This is a genomic window from Stenotrophomonas sp. NRRL B-14846, from assembly GCF_050473585.1.
Taxonomy (GTDB): Bacteria; Pseudomonadota; Gammaproteobacteria; order Xanthomonadales; family Xanthomonadaceae; genus Stenotrophomonas.
Genome location: NZ_JBFLUN010000022.1, coordinates 2,481,835 through 2,498,527, shown reverse-complemented (window position 1 = coordinate 2,498,527; position 16,693 = coordinate 2,481,835). Strand labels below are relative to the sequence as shown.

Annotated in this window: 14 protein-coding genes; 11 read left to right on the top strand and 3 right to left on the bottom strand. The window is 66.1% G+C overall.

Annotation, left to right across the window (positions count from 1 at the left end; all coding sequences use genetic code 11):
* Nucleotides 1-77: 77 nt before the first annotated feature.
* Both apbC and dcd read left to right on the top strand, forming a co-directional pair.
* The gene (apbC, locus tag AB1281_RS13870; protein WP_042359268.1) at nucleotides 78-932 is read left to right on the top strand and encodes an iron-sulfur cluster carrier protein ApbC; all 855 of its coding nucleotides are present in this window, start codon (nucleotides 78-80) and stop codon (nucleotides 930-932) included.
* A gap of 78 nt (nucleotides 933-1,010) precedes the next feature.
* Nucleotides 1,011-1,583: a dCTP deaminase gene (dcd, locus tag AB1281_RS13865; RefSeq protein WP_014037995.1), complete on the top strand. Its 573-nt coding sequence runs from the start codon at nucleotides 1,011-1,013 to the stop codon at nucleotides 1,581-1,583.
* A gap of 87 nt (nucleotides 1,584-1,670) precedes the next feature.
* Here dcd and AB1281_RS13860 read toward each other — a convergent pair whose 3' ends face one another.
* Genes AB1281_RS13860 through AB1281_RS13850 form a run of 3 tightly spaced genes read right to left on the bottom strand, consistent with a single transcriptional unit; the run spans nucleotide 1,671 to nucleotide 2,944 of the window.
* Nucleotides 1,671-1,838, bottom strand: a complete 168-nt coding sequence (locus tag AB1281_RS13860; RefSeq protein ID WP_005418011.1) for a LiaI-LiaF-like domain-containing protein — start codon at nucleotides 1,836-1,838, stop codon at nucleotides 1,671-1,673.
* Nucleotides 1,839-1,853: 15 nt separating this feature from the next.
* The gene (locus AB1281_RS13855) at nucleotides 1,854-2,276 is read right to left on the bottom strand and encodes an HIT domain-containing protein (protein WP_014647910.1); all 423 of its coding nucleotides are present in this window, start codon (nucleotides 2,274-2,276) and stop codon (nucleotides 1,854-1,856) included.
* Nucleotides 2,273-2,944: a dienelactone hydrolase family protein gene (locus AB1281_RS13850; RefSeq protein WP_014037993.1), complete on the bottom strand. Its 672-nt coding sequence runs from the start codon at nucleotides 2,942-2,944 to the stop codon at nucleotides 2,273-2,275. The genes AB1281_RS13855 and AB1281_RS13850 overlap by 4 nt, the downstream gene beginning before the upstream one ends.
* Nucleotides 2,945-3,309: 365 nt before the next feature.
* Here AB1281_RS13850 and AB1281_RS13845 point away from each other — a divergent pair, with 365 nt between their 5' ends.
* From AB1281_RS13845 to AB1281_RS13805, 9 genes are all read left to right on the top strand, one after another.
* Nucleotides 3,310-3,768, top strand: coding sequence for a hypothetical protein (locus tag AB1281_RS13845; protein WP_014037992.1), 459 nt, complete (start codon nucleotides 3,310-3,312; stop codon nucleotides 3,766-3,768).
* Complete coding sequence (locus AB1281_RS13840; protein ID WP_430347004.1) at nucleotides 3,768-4,112, top strand: hypothetical protein; 345 nt, start codon at nucleotides 3,768-3,770, stop codon at nucleotides 4,110-4,112. Before AB1281_RS13845 ends, AB1281_RS13840 begins: the two co-directional genes overlap by 1 nt.
* 80 nt (nucleotides 4,113-4,192) lie before the next feature.
* On the top strand, nucleotides 4,193-4,435 hold the full coding sequence (locus tag AB1281_RS13835) for a phage tail assembly protein T (RefSeq protein WP_233490795.1): 243 nt from the start codon (nucleotides 4,193-4,195) through the stop codon (nucleotides 4,433-4,435).
* A gap of 94 nt (nucleotides 4,436-4,529) precedes the next feature.
* Nucleotides 4,530-6,845, top strand: a complete 2,316-nt coding sequence (locus AB1281_RS13830) for a phage tail tape measure protein (RefSeq protein ID WP_430347003.1) — start codon at nucleotides 4,530-4,532, stop codon at nucleotides 6,843-6,845.
* Nucleotides 6,842-7,195 (top strand): hypothetical protein, encoded by a 354-nt coding sequence (locus AB1281_RS13825; protein ID WP_014037988.1) that lies wholly within the window; start codon nucleotides 6,842-6,844, stop codon nucleotides 7,193-7,195. The genes AB1281_RS13830 and AB1281_RS13825 overlap by 4 nt, the downstream gene beginning before the upstream one ends.
* Nucleotides 7,192-7,653 (top strand): DUF1833 family protein, encoded by a 462-nt coding sequence (locus tag AB1281_RS13820; protein ID WP_430346183.1) that lies wholly within the window; start codon nucleotides 7,192-7,194, stop codon nucleotides 7,651-7,653. The genes AB1281_RS13825 and AB1281_RS13820 overlap by 4 nt, the downstream gene beginning before the upstream one ends.
* A complete protein-coding gene (locus tag AB1281_RS13815; protein WP_049445594.1) occupies nucleotides 7,653-8,048 on the top strand; it encodes a hypothetical protein in 396 nt (131 codons plus the stop codon). The genes AB1281_RS13820 and AB1281_RS13815 overlap by 1 nt, the downstream gene beginning before the upstream one ends.
* The gene (locus AB1281_RS13810) at nucleotides 8,039-16,327 is read left to right on the top strand and encodes a host specificity factor TipJ family phage tail protein (protein WP_430346182.1); all 8,289 of its coding nucleotides are present in this window, start codon (nucleotides 8,039-8,041) and stop codon (nucleotides 16,325-16,327) included. Before AB1281_RS13815 ends, AB1281_RS13810 begins: the two co-directional genes overlap by 10 nt.
* A gap of 88 nt (nucleotides 16,328-16,415) precedes the next feature.
* Entirely contained in the window at nucleotides 16,416-16,631 is a 216-nt protein-coding gene (locus AB1281_RS13805) for a hypothetical protein (protein WP_430346181.1), read from the top strand.
* The last annotated feature ends 62 nt before the right edge of the window (nucleotides 16,632-16,693 follow it).

The following is a 16,693-nucleotide window of genomic DNA, read 5'->3' as shown; positions in this document are numbered from 1 at the left end:
GCAATCCTGAATTTCAGTCAGGTTACGTCCAGCTTGTATGATGTCGGGTTATCCCCCTGACCCCGCCGGTGCTCGTTGTGAACAGTTCTCCCCGCCGTCCCCATGTCAGCCAGGTCCAGAAGGGACTTACGCCGCATGCCCGCATCCGCAACGTGATCGCGGTCGGTTCGGGCAAGGGCGGCGTCGGCAAGTCCACCACCTCGGTGAACCTGGCCGTGGCGCTGCAGCAGCTCGGCGCGCGTGTGGGCGTGCTCGACGCCGACATCTATGGCCCCAGCGTGCCGGCCATGCTGGGCCTGTCCGGCCGCCCGGAAAGCCCGGACAACAAGAGCATCGAGCCGCTGCGTGCGTTCGGCGTGGACACCATGTCGATCGGCTACCTGATCGAAGAGGACACGCCGATGATCTGGCGTGGCCCGATGGCCACCTCGGCGATGACCCAGCTGTTCAACGATACCCTGTGGGACGACCTGGATTTCCTGCTGATCGACCTGCCGCCGGGCACCGGTGACATCCAGCTGACCCTGACCCAGAAGATTCCGCTGGCCGGTGCAGTGATCGTCACCACGCCGCAGGACATCGCCACGCTGGATGCGAAGAAGGCGCTGAAGATGTTCGAGAAGGTCGAGGTGCCGGTGCTGGGCATCGTCGAGAACATGGCGGTGCACACCTGCAGCAGCTGCGGGCACATCGAGCACCTGTTCGGCGAGGGCGGTGGCGAGCGCATGGCCGCGCAGTACGGCGTGCCGCTGCTGGGTTCGCTGCCGCTGCAGATCGGCATCCGTGAACAGGGCGATGCAGGCACCCCGATCACCGTCGCCCAGCCGGATTCGGCGCCGGCCCAGGCCTACCGCCATGCCGCACAGCGCCTGATCGAGGAAGTCGGCAAGCGCCCACGGGCCTCGATCCCGATCCTGTCGTCGCTGCTGTAAGTGCGGGTGCAGGGGCCGCCGGCCGAGGCCGGGCCCCTGCTAGAATCCTCGCGCCCCCTCGTACCCCCAGGACAAAGCATGAGCATCAAGAGTGACCGTTGGATCCGCCGCATGTCCGAGCAGCACGGCATGATCGAGCCGTTCGAGGCCGGGCAGGTGAAGCAGGCCAACGGCCAGCGCATCGTCAGCTATGGCACGTCCAGCTATGGCTACGACGTGCGCTGCTCGCGCGAGTTCAAGGTGTTCACCAACATCAACTCGACAATTGTCGACCCCAAGCACTTCGACTCGGGCAGCTTCGTCGACATCACCGCCGACGAGTGCATCATCCCGCCGAACAGCTTCGCGCTGGCGCGTACCGTCGAGTACTTCCGCATCCCCCGCGATACCCTGGTGGTGTGCCTGGGCAAGAGCACCTACGCGCGCTGCGGCATCATCGTCAACGTGACGCCGCTGGAGCCGGAATGGGAAGGCCACGTCACCCTGGAATTCAGCAACACCACGCCGCTGCCGGCGCGCATCTACGCCAACGAAGGCGTGGCGCAGATGCTGTTCTTCCAGGCGGCTGCCGATGACGTCTGCGAGACGTCGTACCGAGACCGTGGCGGCAAGTACCAGGGCCAGACCGGCGTGACCCTGCCGCGGACCTGATCGCTTGCATCACCACCCATCGAAAACGCCGGGACATACCCGGCGTTTTCGTTTCTGGCGCGTGCCCGGGCATGGCCGGGCACTGCCTTATTTGCCGCGACCGAACAGCATCGCGATGCCGACACCCACCAGGGCCACCGGCCACCAGGTCAACAGCAGCTTGGACAGGTTCAGGTGCGTCCAGCCGAGATTGCTGGCGAGCATGAACAGGCCGATCAGGATCAGCAGGACGGCGGCAACGAGGTTGAATCGCATCGGGTCGGCGAAGGCTCAGGACTGGGCTGGATATCCTAGCCGTTCCTTCCAGTAGGCGACATGCTGGTCCAGCGCCGCCGGCTCGTAACGGTGCGCCGGGCCGCTGCCCCAGACCGGGCCCGGCCAGGCCGGATCACCGTCATGGCGGCCGATGACATGGAAGTGCAGCTGGCGCACGATGTTGCCCAGCGCCCCGATGTTGATCTTTTCCACCCCGTCGGCGCCCTTCAGGGCCTTGCAGGCGCGGTTGAGCTCGGTGCGCAGCTTGTCCTGCTGCTCGCCGTCCAGCTCGATCCACTCGGTCACCCCGGCCAGGCGCGGTACCAGCACCAGCCAGGGGAATCGTTCGTCGTTCATCAGCCGCACTTGCGACAACGGTCCTTCGGCCACCAGCACGCTATCGGTGGCCAGGCGTGAATCGAGTTCGAATTCGCTCATCCAAGATGCTCCGAGAAGAAGTCCAGGGTGCGTTGCAGCGCCAGGGCGGCGCTGTCTGGATCATACGCATGTCCGACCTCCCGGTTGAAGGCGTGATCGGCCGGGTAGACGTAGGTAGCCATCTGCGGCAGCTTCTCGCGGTGGGCCTGGACCGCTTCCGGCGGAATGCTGCGGTCCTGGGCGCCGAAGTGGAAGATCACCGGGGCCTTGGGCGCCTCGTCGAGGAACTGCACGTTGCGCGCACCGTAGTAGCTGACCGACGGCAGCCCCAGGCGCAGTGCGGACAGCATCGCCACCGTGCCGCCCCAGCAGTAGCCGACCGTGCCGACCTTGCCGTAGGGCGCCAGCCGGGTTGCCGCGGCACGGACCACCTCCAGCGCCCGTTCCATGCCCAACGCACCGACCCGTTCCAGGCCCTGCTTCACGCCCTCGGCGTCGTAGGGCAAGGCGTCCGGATCGGCGTCGGCGCCGTCGAGCAGGTCGAAGAAGGAGGGCGCCAGCACCGCATAGCCCTCGGCCGCGAAGCGCTCGGCCACGCCGCGGATGTGCGGATTGGCGCCGAAAATTTCCTGCACCACCACCAGGCCGCCGCGCGCGGTGCCTTCCGGCAGGGCCTGCCAGGCCCGTACCGGGCCGTGATGCGTATCCAGGGTGATCCACTCGGCCATCGTCATCTTCCTCGTTGCTGGGAACAGAGCTGCATTGTCGGTGCTGCGCCGGTTAGCGCGGCGTCAGCGGCTGTGCCGGATCGGGCGGCTGCGGGCTTGCCGCAGTGCGTTCCCAAGGCGGTGCAGAGGGCTGTTTCTGCATTGACCGGTGCACACCCGCAGCCTAAGCTTTCAGCCACGATGACATACAAGCCTCCGGCGCGAGCCGGGGGCTTTTTTGTTGTCCGCGTGTTGCCGATCGCAACGCGCAACCGGTGGCTGTGACGGGCCAGCCACGATGACCCACTGCAGGCAGCCCCGAGCCTGATCACCCCGAACCCCAGCCGCCGCAAGGCGGCTTTTTCATTTCCAGGAGATTCAACACCATGTCCATCAATCAAGCCATTTCCGCCCAGGACTCCGCGCTGTACGTGAAGGCCGGCACCGCCCCGACCGCGCCGAACAATCCGGCCGGCTATACCGAAATCGACGGCCTGACTGCCTTCCCGTTCGGCCGCGGCCAGGCCAACACCCTTGATGCCACCAACCTGCGTTCGAAGCAGATGGAGAACATCGCGGGCCTGTCCGGCGGCCAGGCCGTGCAGGTGTCCGGCCACCGCTGGCCGGTCGGCAGCTCGGCAGGCCAGGAGATCCTGCGCGACGCCGATCCGGATGCCGACCTGCATTTCCTGATGGTGCTGCCCACCGGCGATGCGGCCACCTTCGTCGCCAAGGTCGCCGCCTTCAACGTGGCCCCGGGTACCAACCAGGTGCTGACCTTCACTGCGGACCTGCTGCCGCGTGAGTTCGCGCTGGTCACCGTGGCCGCTGGCGGCACCCCGTGATGCTGTTGGGCAAGCAGCAGATCCTGGACGCACAGGATCGCCGGCACGAGGACGTCGCCGTACCCGAATGGGGCGGCAACGTGCGCGTGGCGATGATGTCGGCCCGCGACCGTGATCGCTGGGAGCAGGACACCTACGGCGGTGACACGCCCAAGGTGGATGACTTCCGTGCGCGATTCGTCGGCCTGTGCCTGGTCGATGAAATGGGCGAGCGCCTGTTCTCCGACCATGAGGTGGCCCAGCTGGGCACCAAATCGGCCGCAGCGCTGGATCGCGTGTTCCGTATCGCACAGACGCTCAATGCGCTCGGCGATGCGGCCGTGGGAGAGCTGGAAAAAAACTGATCCGCCGGCCTGAGCGCCGGCTTCAGTTCCGGATCGCGTGGAGGCTGGGCCTCCCGCATCCGGACCACCTGCTGGCGGGAGTGACTTCCCGCCAGCTCTCGGAGATGTACGCGTTCGCACGCCTGGAGCCGTTGGACCAGCCCCTGCAGGGGATGCTCGCCCAGCTGACCAGCGTGCTGGCGCAGGTGCATGGCAATACGACCACTGCCGAAGACTTCCTGCTGGTGCGTCCCCGCACTTCGCCGGAGAAGGCGGCAAAGGAGCGCTCGCAGCAGCTGCTGGAACTGTTCGGCAGCGCATCGCGACGCAACGCTGCGGCGTGATTCCGGGCGGGGCAGGGCAGTGCTTCTCCGATGTGTGGCATGCAATCGAACCTGGGGCCCTGCGGGGCCCCTCATCATTCTTGGAGGAACGCGTATGGCGTCCACTAACCAGAATCTAGACGTAGTACTGCGGGTCAACACGACGGGCTTCCGTACCGCAATGGCGGAGGCCAGTCGCCTGGCGACGCAGAATCTCAAGACACTGCGCGCGGAGGCCGAGCGGACGGCCGCCGCGCTTGCGCGCGTGCATGCGGCACCGGAGGGCGCAACGGGCAAGGCCGGGACAAAGGCAAAGGCCAACGCTGGCGGCGATGTGCTCGGCAGCGGCTTGAAGGAGCTGGGCAACGGCCTGCTGATGGCCGCCGGTGGCCCATGGGGTATCGCCATCGCGTCGGTGCAGAAGCTGGGCGAAGCGTACGTGGACATGGTCAAGGCGTCCGAACGTGCGCGCGCCGAGTTCAACGAACAGATGCAGTCGCTGAAGCTGATGTCGTTCACGATGGATGAAGTCGGCAAGGGTCTGCGGGATCGCAGCCTGCCGATAGAAGCCGGTGTCGCTGCGCTCCATGAGCAGGCAAAGGCAATGCGTGAGCTCGAAGCGCAGAAGCGAGCGCTGGAAGGGTCAGTCACCCATTGGGAAGGACGCGTGGCCTACGGCCAGCAGTCGGCACGGGAAGGCGCCGGCATGAGCGCGGGGGCCGACTACGCAGGGCTGAAGGCCGCGAAGGACGCCCTGCAGGATTTCGAAGGCAAGACAGATCCTGTACGGCGCCAGTTCGAGGCACTGCAGGAACAGATCCGCAACTCTGTGGATCCAGAGCTGTTCAAGCGGATCCAGGATGCCGTCAACAATCTCGACAACCAAACCCTGGCCCAGTTCAAGGCTGAGTTGGGGTCGGCACGCTGGGAGGCGCTGCAGGCCAGTTCGGCGATCTCGGGCATGCTGGGCAGCATGCGCGGAGAAGCGTGGCGGGACGAGGTCGAGTGGATCCGGCTGACCCGTGGCGAATATGCGGCCTGGATGGCTGAGCGCGGTGCGGAGATCAACGCCAACGGTGGCCCGGACAAGATGAACCCGGCCCAGCGCGCCGAGTTCAACAGGGACGCCGCGCGCAAGAAGGCCGACATCGAACGCAAGGCCCAGTTCCGCGAACAGCAGCAGGCTGCCCAGCAGTCGGTCAGGGGCGTGAACGAGCAGGCTGATGCGTACGCCGGGCTGATGGATCGCATCGAGAAGCAGATCTCCCAGGACCGGGTGCGCCAGAAGCTGAAGGAGGGGATGACAGAGGCGGAAAAGCTGCAGGTCACCCTCCTTGACGAGATGGAGCATGCCGAGAAGAAGCTCAGCGAGCAGAAGCAACTGCGGGTGAAGGCCTCGCTGGACGCCGCAGTGGCCCTGGCCAAGGAGGCGGCGGCCGCTGAAGCGTCGAAGAAGGCCCAGCAGGACCTGTTCAAGCTGCAGCGGGAGCTCCAGCAGGCGGCGCAGGCACAGCAGCGCGGACACGACCAGGAGCTGTTCGCCATCGGCCATGGCGCAGCGGGTGTGGATCGCATGCAACGCCGTTCCGCACTGGATGAGGACCGGGACAATCGAAAGCGTGCGCTGGACGACGAGTCGCGTGGTGAAGACGGCAAGGTCATCGAGTCGGAGCGCTACAGAGCCCAGCTGGCCGAGCTCGATGCATTCCATGAACAGTCACTGCAACGCGAGGCCGCGTTCCAGGAGAACAAGAAGGCATACCAGTCCGATTGGAAGAACGGCGCAATGCGGGCGTTCGAGGACTATGCCGATGCCGCAGCCAATGCCGCCGAGTTGAGCCACGGCGTCTTCAGCAATGCACTGGGCGGGTTGGAAGACAGTCTGGTCAAGTTTGCCCAGACCGGAAAGCTGTCCTTCTCCGACCTCGCCGATTCGATCATCGCCGATTTGGCGCGCGTGGCAGCCAAGCAGATGGTCAGTGGGCTGATCAGTTCGATCGGGCAGATGTTCGGGCCGAAGATCACCGGCTTTTCCATCGGCGGCTACACCGGCCCGGGGGGCAAGTACGAGCCGGCCGGCATCGTCCACAAGGGCGAGGGCGTGCTCAGCCAGGAAGACATGGCTGCGCTCGGCGGCCCATCGGCATTCTTCGCCCTGCGCACGTCGCTGCGAACCGGCAATGGTCTGTCCGGTGGTGACAGCGGGGGTTATGTGCAGGTACCGATCGCCCGTGCCGGCGAGGGTGGGATGAATGTGGAAATCAACAACTACGGCGAAAGCCGGGTCAACACCCGGGAAGAGCGGCAGCGCATGCCCGATGGCAGCGAAGTGCGGCGACTGGTGATCGACATCGTGGGCGACAGCCTCAACGGTGGTGAGCTGGGCGCCATTGGACGGGCCCGATACGGGTGGACGGAGGCAGTGGGATGAGCAGTTGGCCAGAGTATGCAGAAATCCGCTTTGCGGATTACGGCGAGGAGATCGTCGCCTCGGAAGAACGGACCGAGATGGAGCGCGGCCCCAGCAAGATGCGCGCGCTCAACAGCCGGGTGATGAAGAACGTGTACGCCTCGGTGCAGTTTCGCACCGCGGCTGACGCCGAGGCATTCGAAGAGTGGTACCTGCACGATGTCGGTCGCGTTGGCTGGTTCACGATGGAGCACCCGCGGACCGGGCAGCCGATCAGCGCCCGCTTCCCGCAGGGCATCGGCCGCCTGGTGCCACTGAACACCCGGTTCCGCTTCTCCAAGCGCGATCTTGTACTGGAGTACATGCGATGAGTTCGTTCCATGAGCGCCGCCAGCGCCTGGCCGACACCCAGGGACCGCTGATGCTGCTGGAAGTGTCGGCACCGTCGATGCCGGAGGTACTGCGGATCGTCAACGACAACGTCAACTGGACCAGCAACGGCAGGGAGTTCATTGCCGCACCGTTCGGCTTCCAGCTTCCCGACGATGTCAGTGGACAGGCACCGCGCGCGCAGCTGGTGATCGACAACATCGGCCGCGCACTCACCGAGGACCTGGAAGGGCTGGTCCCCGGAGAGATGGTGACCGCACGGTTGATGCTGACCGATCGCGCCGATCCGGATGCCATCGAGGCCGAGTACGACCTGCCGATGACCCAGGTGTCGGTCAACACGCGCACGGTCAGTGCCCAGTGTGGTGTCGACTTCCTGATGCGCCAGCAGGCCGTGCTGCTGCATGCCAATCCGTTCACGTTGCCGGGAATCTTCTGATGCGCCTGGTCGACGTCGAGCGATGGGTGGGCATCCCCTATGACGAAGCGGCGTACGACTGCGCCGACCTGGTGATGCAGGTGCAGCGAGCGCTGTTCGCCCGTGAAGTGGCACTGCCCGGACGCCGGCCGCGCGGGCGGCGCGGCTCGGCCGAGCTGGGCGCATTGTCGCGCGCGCAGGCGGTACCTCGCGAGGGCCCTCCACAGGACGGCGACCTGGTACTGATGATCGAACGCGGACAACACAACCCCGGCCATGCCGGGGTTTTCTTTTTCCTGGCCCATGAGGGCTGGGTCTTGCACAGCAACGAAACGAACGGCTGCAGCGTGCTGCACCGCGTTCGTGACCTGCCCGGATTTGGGCTGAGGATCGAGGGATACTACGCATGGAACTGACACCACAACCGGCGGTCGACGGCCGCCTCATCATCACCCCGCACCCAGTGCTGCTGGATGGCCAGCGCAACGTGCCGGTCGACCTGCGCCCGGGTGAAAGCCTGTACGCGTTCCTCATGCGCCATGTAGACGGGCTCGATGGCCGCGCATGGCAGGTCTGCGTGGACGGGCTGGAGGTGCCGCGCGAGCAGTGGATGCAGGTGCGACCGCGCCATGGCCAGCTGATCGAAGTGCGCAGCGTGGTGGGCAAGGCCGTGATTCCGCTGGTGGCGATGATCGCGCTGACCTATTTCACCTTCGGCATCGGCACGCTGGTGGCCGGTTCCGCCTGGGGCGCAGGCGCCGTTGCGGGGCTCAGCGCCACCTACGGTACCGCGCTGGCGTCGGCGGTATACGTAGCCGGTAGCGTGCTGATCAACAAGGTGCTGGGCCCGAAGCCCCCCCGTGCGGGTGGTGGCGGCGGTGTCGCCGACACTGCGTATTCGCTGGCAGCGCCGCGCAACCGTGTGCGCGCCTATGAACCGCTGGGCCTGCTGTTCGGTTCCACGCGCCTCGCGCCGGACCTGATCAGCCGCCCCTATACCTGGTTCGAAGGCGATGAGCAGTACGTCGGCCTGACCCTCAGCCCGGGCATCAACGTTGGCCGGGTAGAGGCCCTGCAGAACGGTGATTCGGCGCTGTCCAGCTACGAAGGCGTGCGCACCTGGTTCCGCGGCTTCCCGCAGATGCCCGACGAAGCGATTCCGCTGTACAGCAACGCCGATGTGATTGAAGGTGCGCAGCTGCTCGATACCGGCAGCGATGCCAAGCACGTGGCCAGCCCGTGGGTGGAACGCACCAGCTCCGCCGAATCTCTGCGCCTGCAGGTGAACATCGAGTTCCGGCTGTGGGATACCACGTCCAAGGGCAAGGACAAGGACAACCGCGAGCAGATCCAGATCCAGTACCGGCCGGTCGGCTCCGATGCCTGGCAATCGTTCGGCAATTACAGCGTAGTGGGACGCACGCAGAAGGCGCGCCGCGTCAGCTACGGCCGCGACGTGGAACTGGGCCAGTACGACGTACGCGTGCGCGTGGCCGGGCAGAACACCGACGGCAGCGGCGCGCAGGCGAATTTCACCTGGACCACGCTGGTCAGCGTGCAGCGCGACGATGCCAGCCATGCCGGCATTCCTGCCATCGGCCTGCAGATGAAGGCGTCCGGCCAGCTCAACGGCACCCCGGATGAGATCCGTTGTGTGGCCCATTCACGACCGATCCCGGTGTGGAAGGGCGAAGCGGCCGGCTGGGTGACCGAGGAAACCAGCAACCCGGGCGCGCAGATCCTGGCCTACGCGCGTGGCATCCATGATGAGAACGGCAAGCGCATCGCCGGCCTGGGCATGGCCGACCGCCGCATCGATATCGAAAGCCTGAAAGCCTTCATGCTGCACTGCGCGGACAACGCGCTGGGCTATGACTACTGGCTGACCGAGGTGCGCAGCCACCAGGCAGTGCTCGACGCCATCGCGCTGGCCGGCTTCGGCCAGGTGACCTGGGCCAAGGGCCGGCTGGGCGTGGCCTGGGCGGCCGACGAGCAGCCCCTTTCCGGCGTGGTCAACATGGCCACGATCAAGAAGGGCCAGTTCCAGGTTGACTACACCCTGGCCAATGCTGCCGACGGCATCGAGTACAGCTACCTGGACCGTCGAACCTGGAAGGCGGCGACGCTGCGCGTGCCGGCGCCGGGCGTGGAGGTGATGCTCAATCCGGCCAAGATCACCGGTGAGGGCGTCAGTTCCGAAGCCCATGCCGCGATGCTGGCGCGTTGGCATCTGGCGCAGAGCGTCTATCAGTACAAGTCGATCAGCTACAGCACCGACATCGAGCACCTGGCCTACTCGCGGTTGTCAGTGCTGGCGTTGCAGCACGACCTGACCCAGTGGGGCTTCGGTGGCCGCCTGATCGGTGCCGCCGTCGACGCGGCAGGCGTTGCCACGCTGCAACTGGACGAGACGGTCCCGGCACCCTCTCTGGGCAGTGCGTTCATCGGCCTGCGCATTCCAGGCGAGCGTGTCTACCGCGTACTGCGCGTGGTTCCGGGCACGGAGCCAAGTGACAGGCTGGTGCTGGCCGATCCGTGGCCGGCAGATGCACCGCTGCCGGGCCACAACGACGGCAATCCTGCACACGACACGATCTGGATCTACGACTTCAAGCAGACGCCGGGTACCCGCGTGCGCGTGACCGGCATCCGCCCGGAAGGTGACCTGAAGGGCGCCGCAGTGGAGGTGGTGCAGGAGGGGCCCGAGTTCTGGCACTACGTGCGGACTGGCCAATATGTGCCGCCGTCGAATGAATCCTCGCTGCAGACCCGGCCGGTGGCCAGCAATCTGAAGGTGGTCGAGCGCCAGGTCAGCCGCGGTGGCAGCATGCACACCGAACTGCAGGCCAGCTTCGATATCAGTGGCCCGGCCGGCGAAACGCGGGTCCTGTCCGATCCAGACGGCAATGCTGCGCTGGAGGAAGTGGCACGCACCACCACGCGGTCGGCGAGCTGGGCGATTCCCGGAGCGGGCACCTATCCGGTGGTCGTTCGTCCGTACAGCCTCGATGGCCGTGCCGGCGTTGCCGTGTCCACCCAGTACACCACGCTGGGTGCTGATGCGCCGCCGGTCCTGGTCGATCTGTTCGACATCGAAGAGCTCAGCGGTGGCGTGCGCCGCTATGTGTGGGGCTTCTCCAGCGACACCGTGCAGTCGGCTGATTTCGCCGGCGTGGAGATCCGCTATACCGCCGGCAGCATCGACAACCCGTTGTGGGAGCACATGACCCCGCTGGGCGATGCCGGTGGCTTCTTCACCTCCGCAATCGAAGCCGTACTGCCAGAGGCGGGCAGCTGGACATTCGCCTGCCGCAGTCGCAACACCGCCGGCGTGCTGTCCGCCGGTGCCCGCTACCTGCGGCGCGCGCTGGGGCGCAACACCGGGCAGACGCTGGAGGGAATCGGCGGTGTGGTCGAATCGGTCAAGCAGGACCTGGGCAAGGAAATCAACGCCCGCATCGACAGCGACCTGGCCGCCGCCACCCGTGCCGCCGAGGCGCTGCGCAGCGAATCGCTGCGCCTGCAGGATCAGATCACCGCCAACGCCCAACGGCTTGCCGGCCAGGCCGAACGGCTGGACCAGCAAGCCCTGGCGCTCAAGGCCAGCACCGATGGCCTTGCACGCGAAGTGCTGGACCGCGCCGCCGGCGATCTGAATACCCGCACCGAGCTGACCACGGCGGTGACCCGCGAAACCAGCGAACGCCGGTCGGATGTGGAGAACCTCACCCGCATGGTAAGCCAGCTGTCGGCGGGCAGTGGCGTGCAGTTCGACAGCAAGCGCATCTGGTACTTCGACAGCAGCGTCGAAGGGTGGGGGGCAAACGGTGGCAGTCCAACGCTGGTGGAGGGCTGGCTGCGCCCGGCCAACCATGCCAGCGATGCCTTCGTGACCAGCCCGCGCGGCCAGGATGTCCAAGGCGCGGCGCATCGCTTCGTCAAGCTGCGCATCCGCAAGGTGGGCAGTCCTGCCTGGGACGGGCGCCTGCTGTGGAACGGTCCCGGCCAGTCGTGGGACAACGCACGCATGGTGCAGTTCGCGGAGCCAAGCTATGACAGCAACGGCATCGCGACGCTGGATGTGGACAACATTCCGTGGAACGGTACCGTCGTCGACCAGATCCGCCTGGACCTGTCCAAGGCGCAGACCGACGCCCACTACTTCCTGCTGGACTGGGTGGCGATCGGTCGCCCGACGCCGGGTGCGTCGGTGGCCATGCTGCAGGACGAAGCCACTGCACGCGTCGCGGCAGACAGCAGCGAAGCGGGCCGGCGCGAATCGCTGGCCGTGCAGATGCGGGGCAGCTACGAGGGCGGTGACCTGGCGGGGGTCAGCCAGGGCCTGATTGCGGCCGAGAAGACCGCGCGGCTGAGTGGCGACCAGGTCAACGCGCAGTCGATCCAGGCACTCCAGGCACGCATGCCGGCAGGCACCGGTGCGCTGGCCACCAGTGCCAGTGTCAGCAGCCTGCAGCAGGCGATGGTGACCGCTGACACCGCGCTGGGTCGGCGCGTGGACAGCCTTGATGCCACGATGGGGGACAAGATCGGATCCAGCGCATTCAATGCATTGAAGACCGAAGTCGGGCAGCTCGATGGCCGGGTTACCAGCAGCAGCCAGGACCTGGTGCAATTGAAGAGCCGCATGGAGGCGGTGATGGGCGCAGGCAGCAACCTCGCGCTCAATGGCGACTTCAACCTGGGCGCTGGCACCGGCTGGACGTTCTTCAACACCACCGCGGCATCGGTGGTGCGCGAGGGGCGCGGCAACAGTCTGTGCTGGAAGGCGGAGCCCTACGCGGGGGGAAGCAGTACGGTGGTCAGCGCCGCGGTCAATGAGGGGCGCGTCATCACCCTGACCGCAGGCCGTCGCTATCGAGTGTCGTGCTGGACGCGGACCAGCGAGGACTTCGACGGCACCGCCGACAACACCAAGCTGCGCGTCGCCGACCACAACGGCAACCTGATGGGCGGCGCAACGCAGTCGTTCCCGAAATCGGCCGACTGGGTCAAGACCGAGACCTTTGTGACGTTGCCGCCCACGGGAACGGTGCAGGGCATCAAGGTCACGATCAATCGCAATGGCACGGCCGGCACGTTGTGGCTGGACGATCTGTGGGTGGAGGATGTAACCGATGTCGACGCGAACGCTGCGGCGGTCAGCGGCCTGTCGACCAAGGTGGAACAGATCGATGGCAAGCTGGCCAGTGCCGCCGAGAACGTCACGCGGCTGGCCTCGGGCATTGGCAACATGGTGGCCTACAACATCATCGCCAACGCACATATCGCTTCCTCGCCTACAGGTGGCCCCCGCGCATCGGGTGTATACCGCGCCAATGGCAGTATCGTGCCGGGCATGGGCGCCAATCGGGGGCTACGGGTCGGCATCATCAATGCGGACAACAGCATCACCGATACGGCGGTGTTCGATACCCATGGCAACCTGCAGAGCGAGTCGGCCCGTTTCAACACTTGGTACGACCAGACGCTGAAGGACAACCAGTACTTCATTGCCTACACATCCGACGCAGTCGGGGCGATCAGCAGCGCCAGCAACGCTGACACCGGCGGCCTGCGCACCCGCCTGTTGGATGCGGGCCTGTCACAGGAGAACCTGGCGGCCCTGTCGGGGTCGCGGATGCTGGTGATGATCGGGCGGCGCAGGAGCGGCGCCGGCGGTGGCAGGCAGATCCTGTCGCCCTTGCCGGAGACCGGCCGTACCGGCATGTGGGTGGAAATGACCGTCACCGTGCTCAATGGCGTGCCGACCGGATCGCAGGATTCGTCGATGCTCGATCGTGCGGCGCGGAGCAATGCGGAAGCATTGACCGGGCTGCGCACCGACGTCAGCAAGCTCGGTACCGACCTGGTGTCCGCCGCCGACAGCCTGACCAGCCTGGCCGCGCGGGTGGAGACCTCGGTGACCAGCAGCGACAACGTGCTGCGCAACAGCTCCTTCGCTGGCAGTGCCGCCTGGTGGACGTTGACCCGCACCGTGTCGGCCAACACCGTGGAGTGGGTGAAGGCATCGGGCCAGAGTGGTGACGCACTGTTGATGACGCATGGTCCCCAGGCCGGGCAGAACCCCTTCATCACGGCCAATGATGCGCGGTGGTTGCTGGTGGTTGCCGGCAGGTCGCGGCGGTACCGCCTGGTGATGATCGCCCGCGCCTTCGACAATGCGACGGCCACCCTGGTCTGCCGGCTGCGCGTGCGGACCAGCGGAGGGGGCGAAAGCCATGCCGACGTGACGCTGAACCTGTCCGATGCAGCCTGGAAAACCTACACGGCCGAATGGTCTGCCGCGCAGGATCGCAACGAGATCATGCCGCAGGTGCATCTGACCAACGCGGGCGGCAAGGTGCTGTTCGACCGGGTCGAGCTCTACGACATCACCGATGCGCAGGACATCGCCGGCAACGCGACGGCCATCGCCAACCTGCGCAGCGACGTGGTGCAGCTTGGCGATCGTGTCACCAGCAGTGCATCCAGTGTGGTCAAGCTGCAGTCGGACGTGCAATCGGTCCTCAATGGTAGCGACAGCCTGTTCCCGCTGGGTGCGTTCGAAACGTTCCAGGACGGCCAGCTGCTGGGCAGTGCGGCGGGCACGATCTACACCGCCCGCGCCGATGCACGCCGGACCGGCGAGCGCGGTCTGGATGTGAATGTCGCGGCCAATACCAGCCCGAACACCAATGCGGACATGTACTTCGGCCAGTGGACCCCCATCACCGGCAATCGCCGCATCTATGTGGAGTACTACGCGCGCCTGCATCCGGACAGCATCCAGCCGACCGGTGGCTCGATCCGGGTGGGCTGGCAGACCACGAACGAAGCCAACGCGGAGAATTCGTGGCCCTTGCAGGCCTACGCACTGGCCTCCCTGCGCAAGGATGGCTGGACCAAGGTCAGCGGCTACATGAATACCGCCGCGTCTGCGGCGAAGTGGCGGATGCTGGTCAGCATCCCGGGAGGAAGCGGTGCGCGCGAAGTGGGCGTGCGCGTGCAGGTGGACGACATCCGCATGATCGATGTCACCGACGCCTACGCCGCGCAGCAGAGCGCCGCTGCCGCGGCCACTGCAGTGACCGCGCTGACCACCAAGGTTGATCAGCAGGGGACGAAGGTCGATGCGCAGGCTCAGCAGATCACCGACCTGTCCAGTGGGCTGAAGGGCGTACTCAACACCGGCAGCGGCCTGCTGCCCAATCCCGACTTCGCCGAAGGGCTGGGTGGCTGGACGGCATCGGCGGCCGCCAATGGCGCGGTGTGGAGCACGGTCAACGGTGATGGACGCCCAGGTGTGCTGCTCAACCGCTACACGAACGTGAATCCGACCCTGCAGGCCAACGGTGGCAAATGGGTGCCGATCAACGGCGCGCGCCGCCTGCGGGTGATCGTCCGTGCCTGCGGTGCTGGCGGTGCCAACAATCTGCTGGTGCGGATCTATCGCAAGAATGCGGCCGGCCAGCAGTCCTATCAGGATCTGCGTGCGGTGTTCGCAGTAGAGGCGTTCGAGACCCGATCGTTCGACTTCGATGCTTTCAACAGCGGCATCGATGCCTGGCGTTTGAACATCTATGCTCACCCCGACAACGGCCAGGTGCGGGTGGACAGCGTCCAGGTCTACGACATCACCGACCAGGTGGCCAACGATGCCAATGCCTCGGCCATCAGTGGGCTGAGCACCTCGGTAAGCCAGCAGGGCAGCAAGCTGGACACCACGGCGCGTGACCTGACCCAGCTCAAGACCCAGGTGGGCGACGTCTCGGCCAGCGGCTTCTCGCAGCTGAAAAGCCAGGTCAGCCAGCAGGGTACGCAGCTGACCGCACTATCCGGGCGGGTCGACGGCGTGCAGGCCTCATTGGGCGGCAAGGCGGACGCTGCCGTAGTGACCAGCATGCAGGCGCAGGTCAAGAACCTGGGCGCCGGCGGCAACCTGCTGATGAACACCACGTTCCCCTTCTGGCAGCGCTCGGGGTGGGGCTGGGGAAGCAATCCGAACGGCCGCTGGTCCGAGCTGGGCAATCCCACCGGCGATGACAGCTGGCATCCGAAGGGCATCACCGGACTGGGCTCAGTGACACCTGGCGTCGTCGCGGCAGGTGAAATCGCGTGGTGGGGAACCGAGTACGACATCGCCATCGAGGGCGGCAAGACCTATTGCGCGTCCGCCTGGATCAATACTCATCGCGTGGAAGTCAAGCTGGAGATGACGTTCTTCGATGCGGCCGGCAACCACCTGGGGCTGGTGCACAGCCCTGGCGTGAGGAGCGATACCGGAACGCCGATCACGCTCGACCGCTTGACGCGGACGTTCCTGATCACCAAGGCGCCCGCCACAGCATCCTTCGCTCGCTTCCGCGTGATCGTGATCGGTACCGGTGGAACCACGCCGTACTTCTGGATGTTCCGCCCAATGCTGAGCCAGGTGGATGCGTCGGCAACCGCCCCCCCCACCTGGTCGGCTGGAGGCACCGAGTCTTCCGCGCAATGGTCGGTGAACGTTCGTGCCGACGGCCGGGTAGGCGGCGTGCAGCTGGCGTCCAGTGGCCAGGTCTCGCGTTTCGATGTGGTGGCCGATGCGTTCAGTGTCAGTGCGCCCGGTGGCGGGCGCCGCACCGAGTACAGCGATGGCAACTGGCGGGTCTATGACGAAGCCGGACGCCTGCGTGTGCGCATGGGCGTGTGGTGAACCTCGCGCCTGCCCGTCGCGGTGGGTGCCTTGCATGAAAACCGTTCGGGCCGCCGGTGGATGCGGCCCCTTTTTTTGGAGATCCAACATGAAGTTCAATGCACGTCTCGTCCTGCTGACCCGCGCAGTGGAGCAGTCGGGGGTGGTCAATCTGCATTTCCGGCCGGAGGGCGACAACCTTCTTCCGCAGATGGTGATCCCGGTATCGCCGCTGGATGCGTATGCCTTGAAGTTTGGCGCGTTGTACCGGTTCGAGGCGATCGAGGTCGAAGAAGCGCTGCCCATTGAAGCAGTCGCTGGCTGAGATCGGGCGATTGTCAGGCGGCGGGTTGCCGCCGCCCGTTTCAGGGGGCCGCCTGCGCCCCC

Bases quoted from the DNA above. Each gene is read 5' to 3' on its own strand.
- dcd (WP_014037995.1), top strand. From the start codon at position 1,011: ATGAGCATCAAGAGTGACCGTTGGATCCGCCGCATGTCCGAGCAGCAC.
- AB1281_RS13860 (WP_005418011.1), bottom strand. From the start codon at position 1,838: ATGCGATTCAACCTCGTTGCCGCCGTCCTGCTGATCCTGATCGGCCTG.
- AB1281_RS13855 (WP_014647910.1), bottom strand. From the start codon at position 2,276: ATGAGCGAATTCGAACTCGATTCACGCCTGGCCACCGATAGCGTGCTG.
- AB1281_RS13850 (WP_014037993.1), bottom strand. From the start codon at position 2,944: ATGGCCGAGTGGATCACCCTGGATACGCATCACGGCCCGGTACGGGCC.
- AB1281_RS13845 (WP_014037992.1), top strand. From the start codon at position 3,310: ATGTCCATCAATCAAGCCATTTCCGCCCAGGACTCCGCGCTGTACGTG.
- AB1281_RS13840 (WP_430347004.1), top strand. From the start codon at position 3,768: ATGCTGTTGGGCAAGCAGCAGATCCTGGACGCACAGGATCGCCGGCAC.
- AB1281_RS13830 (WP_430347003.1), top strand. From the start codon at position 4,530: ATGGCGTCCACTAACCAGAATCTAGACGTAGTACTGCGGGTCAACACG.
- AB1281_RS13825 (WP_014037988.1), top strand. From the start codon at position 6,842: ATGAGCAGTTGGCCAGAGTATGCAGAAATCCGCTTTGCGGATTACGGC.
- AB1281_RS13820 (WP_430346183.1), top strand. From the start codon at position 7,192: ATGAGTTCGTTCCATGAGCGCCGCCAGCGCCTGGCCGACACCCAGGGA.
- AB1281_RS13815 (WP_049445594.1), top strand. From the start codon at position 7,653: ATGCGCCTGGTCGACGTCGAGCGATGGGTGGGCATCCCCTATGACGAA.
- AB1281_RS13810 (WP_430346182.1), top strand. From the start codon at position 8,039: ATGGAACTGACACCACAACCGGCGGTCGACGGCCGCCTCATCATCACC.
- AB1281_RS13805 (WP_430346181.1), top strand. From the start codon at position 16,416: ATGAAGTTCAATGCACGTCTCGTCCTGCTGACCCGCGCAGTGGAGCAG.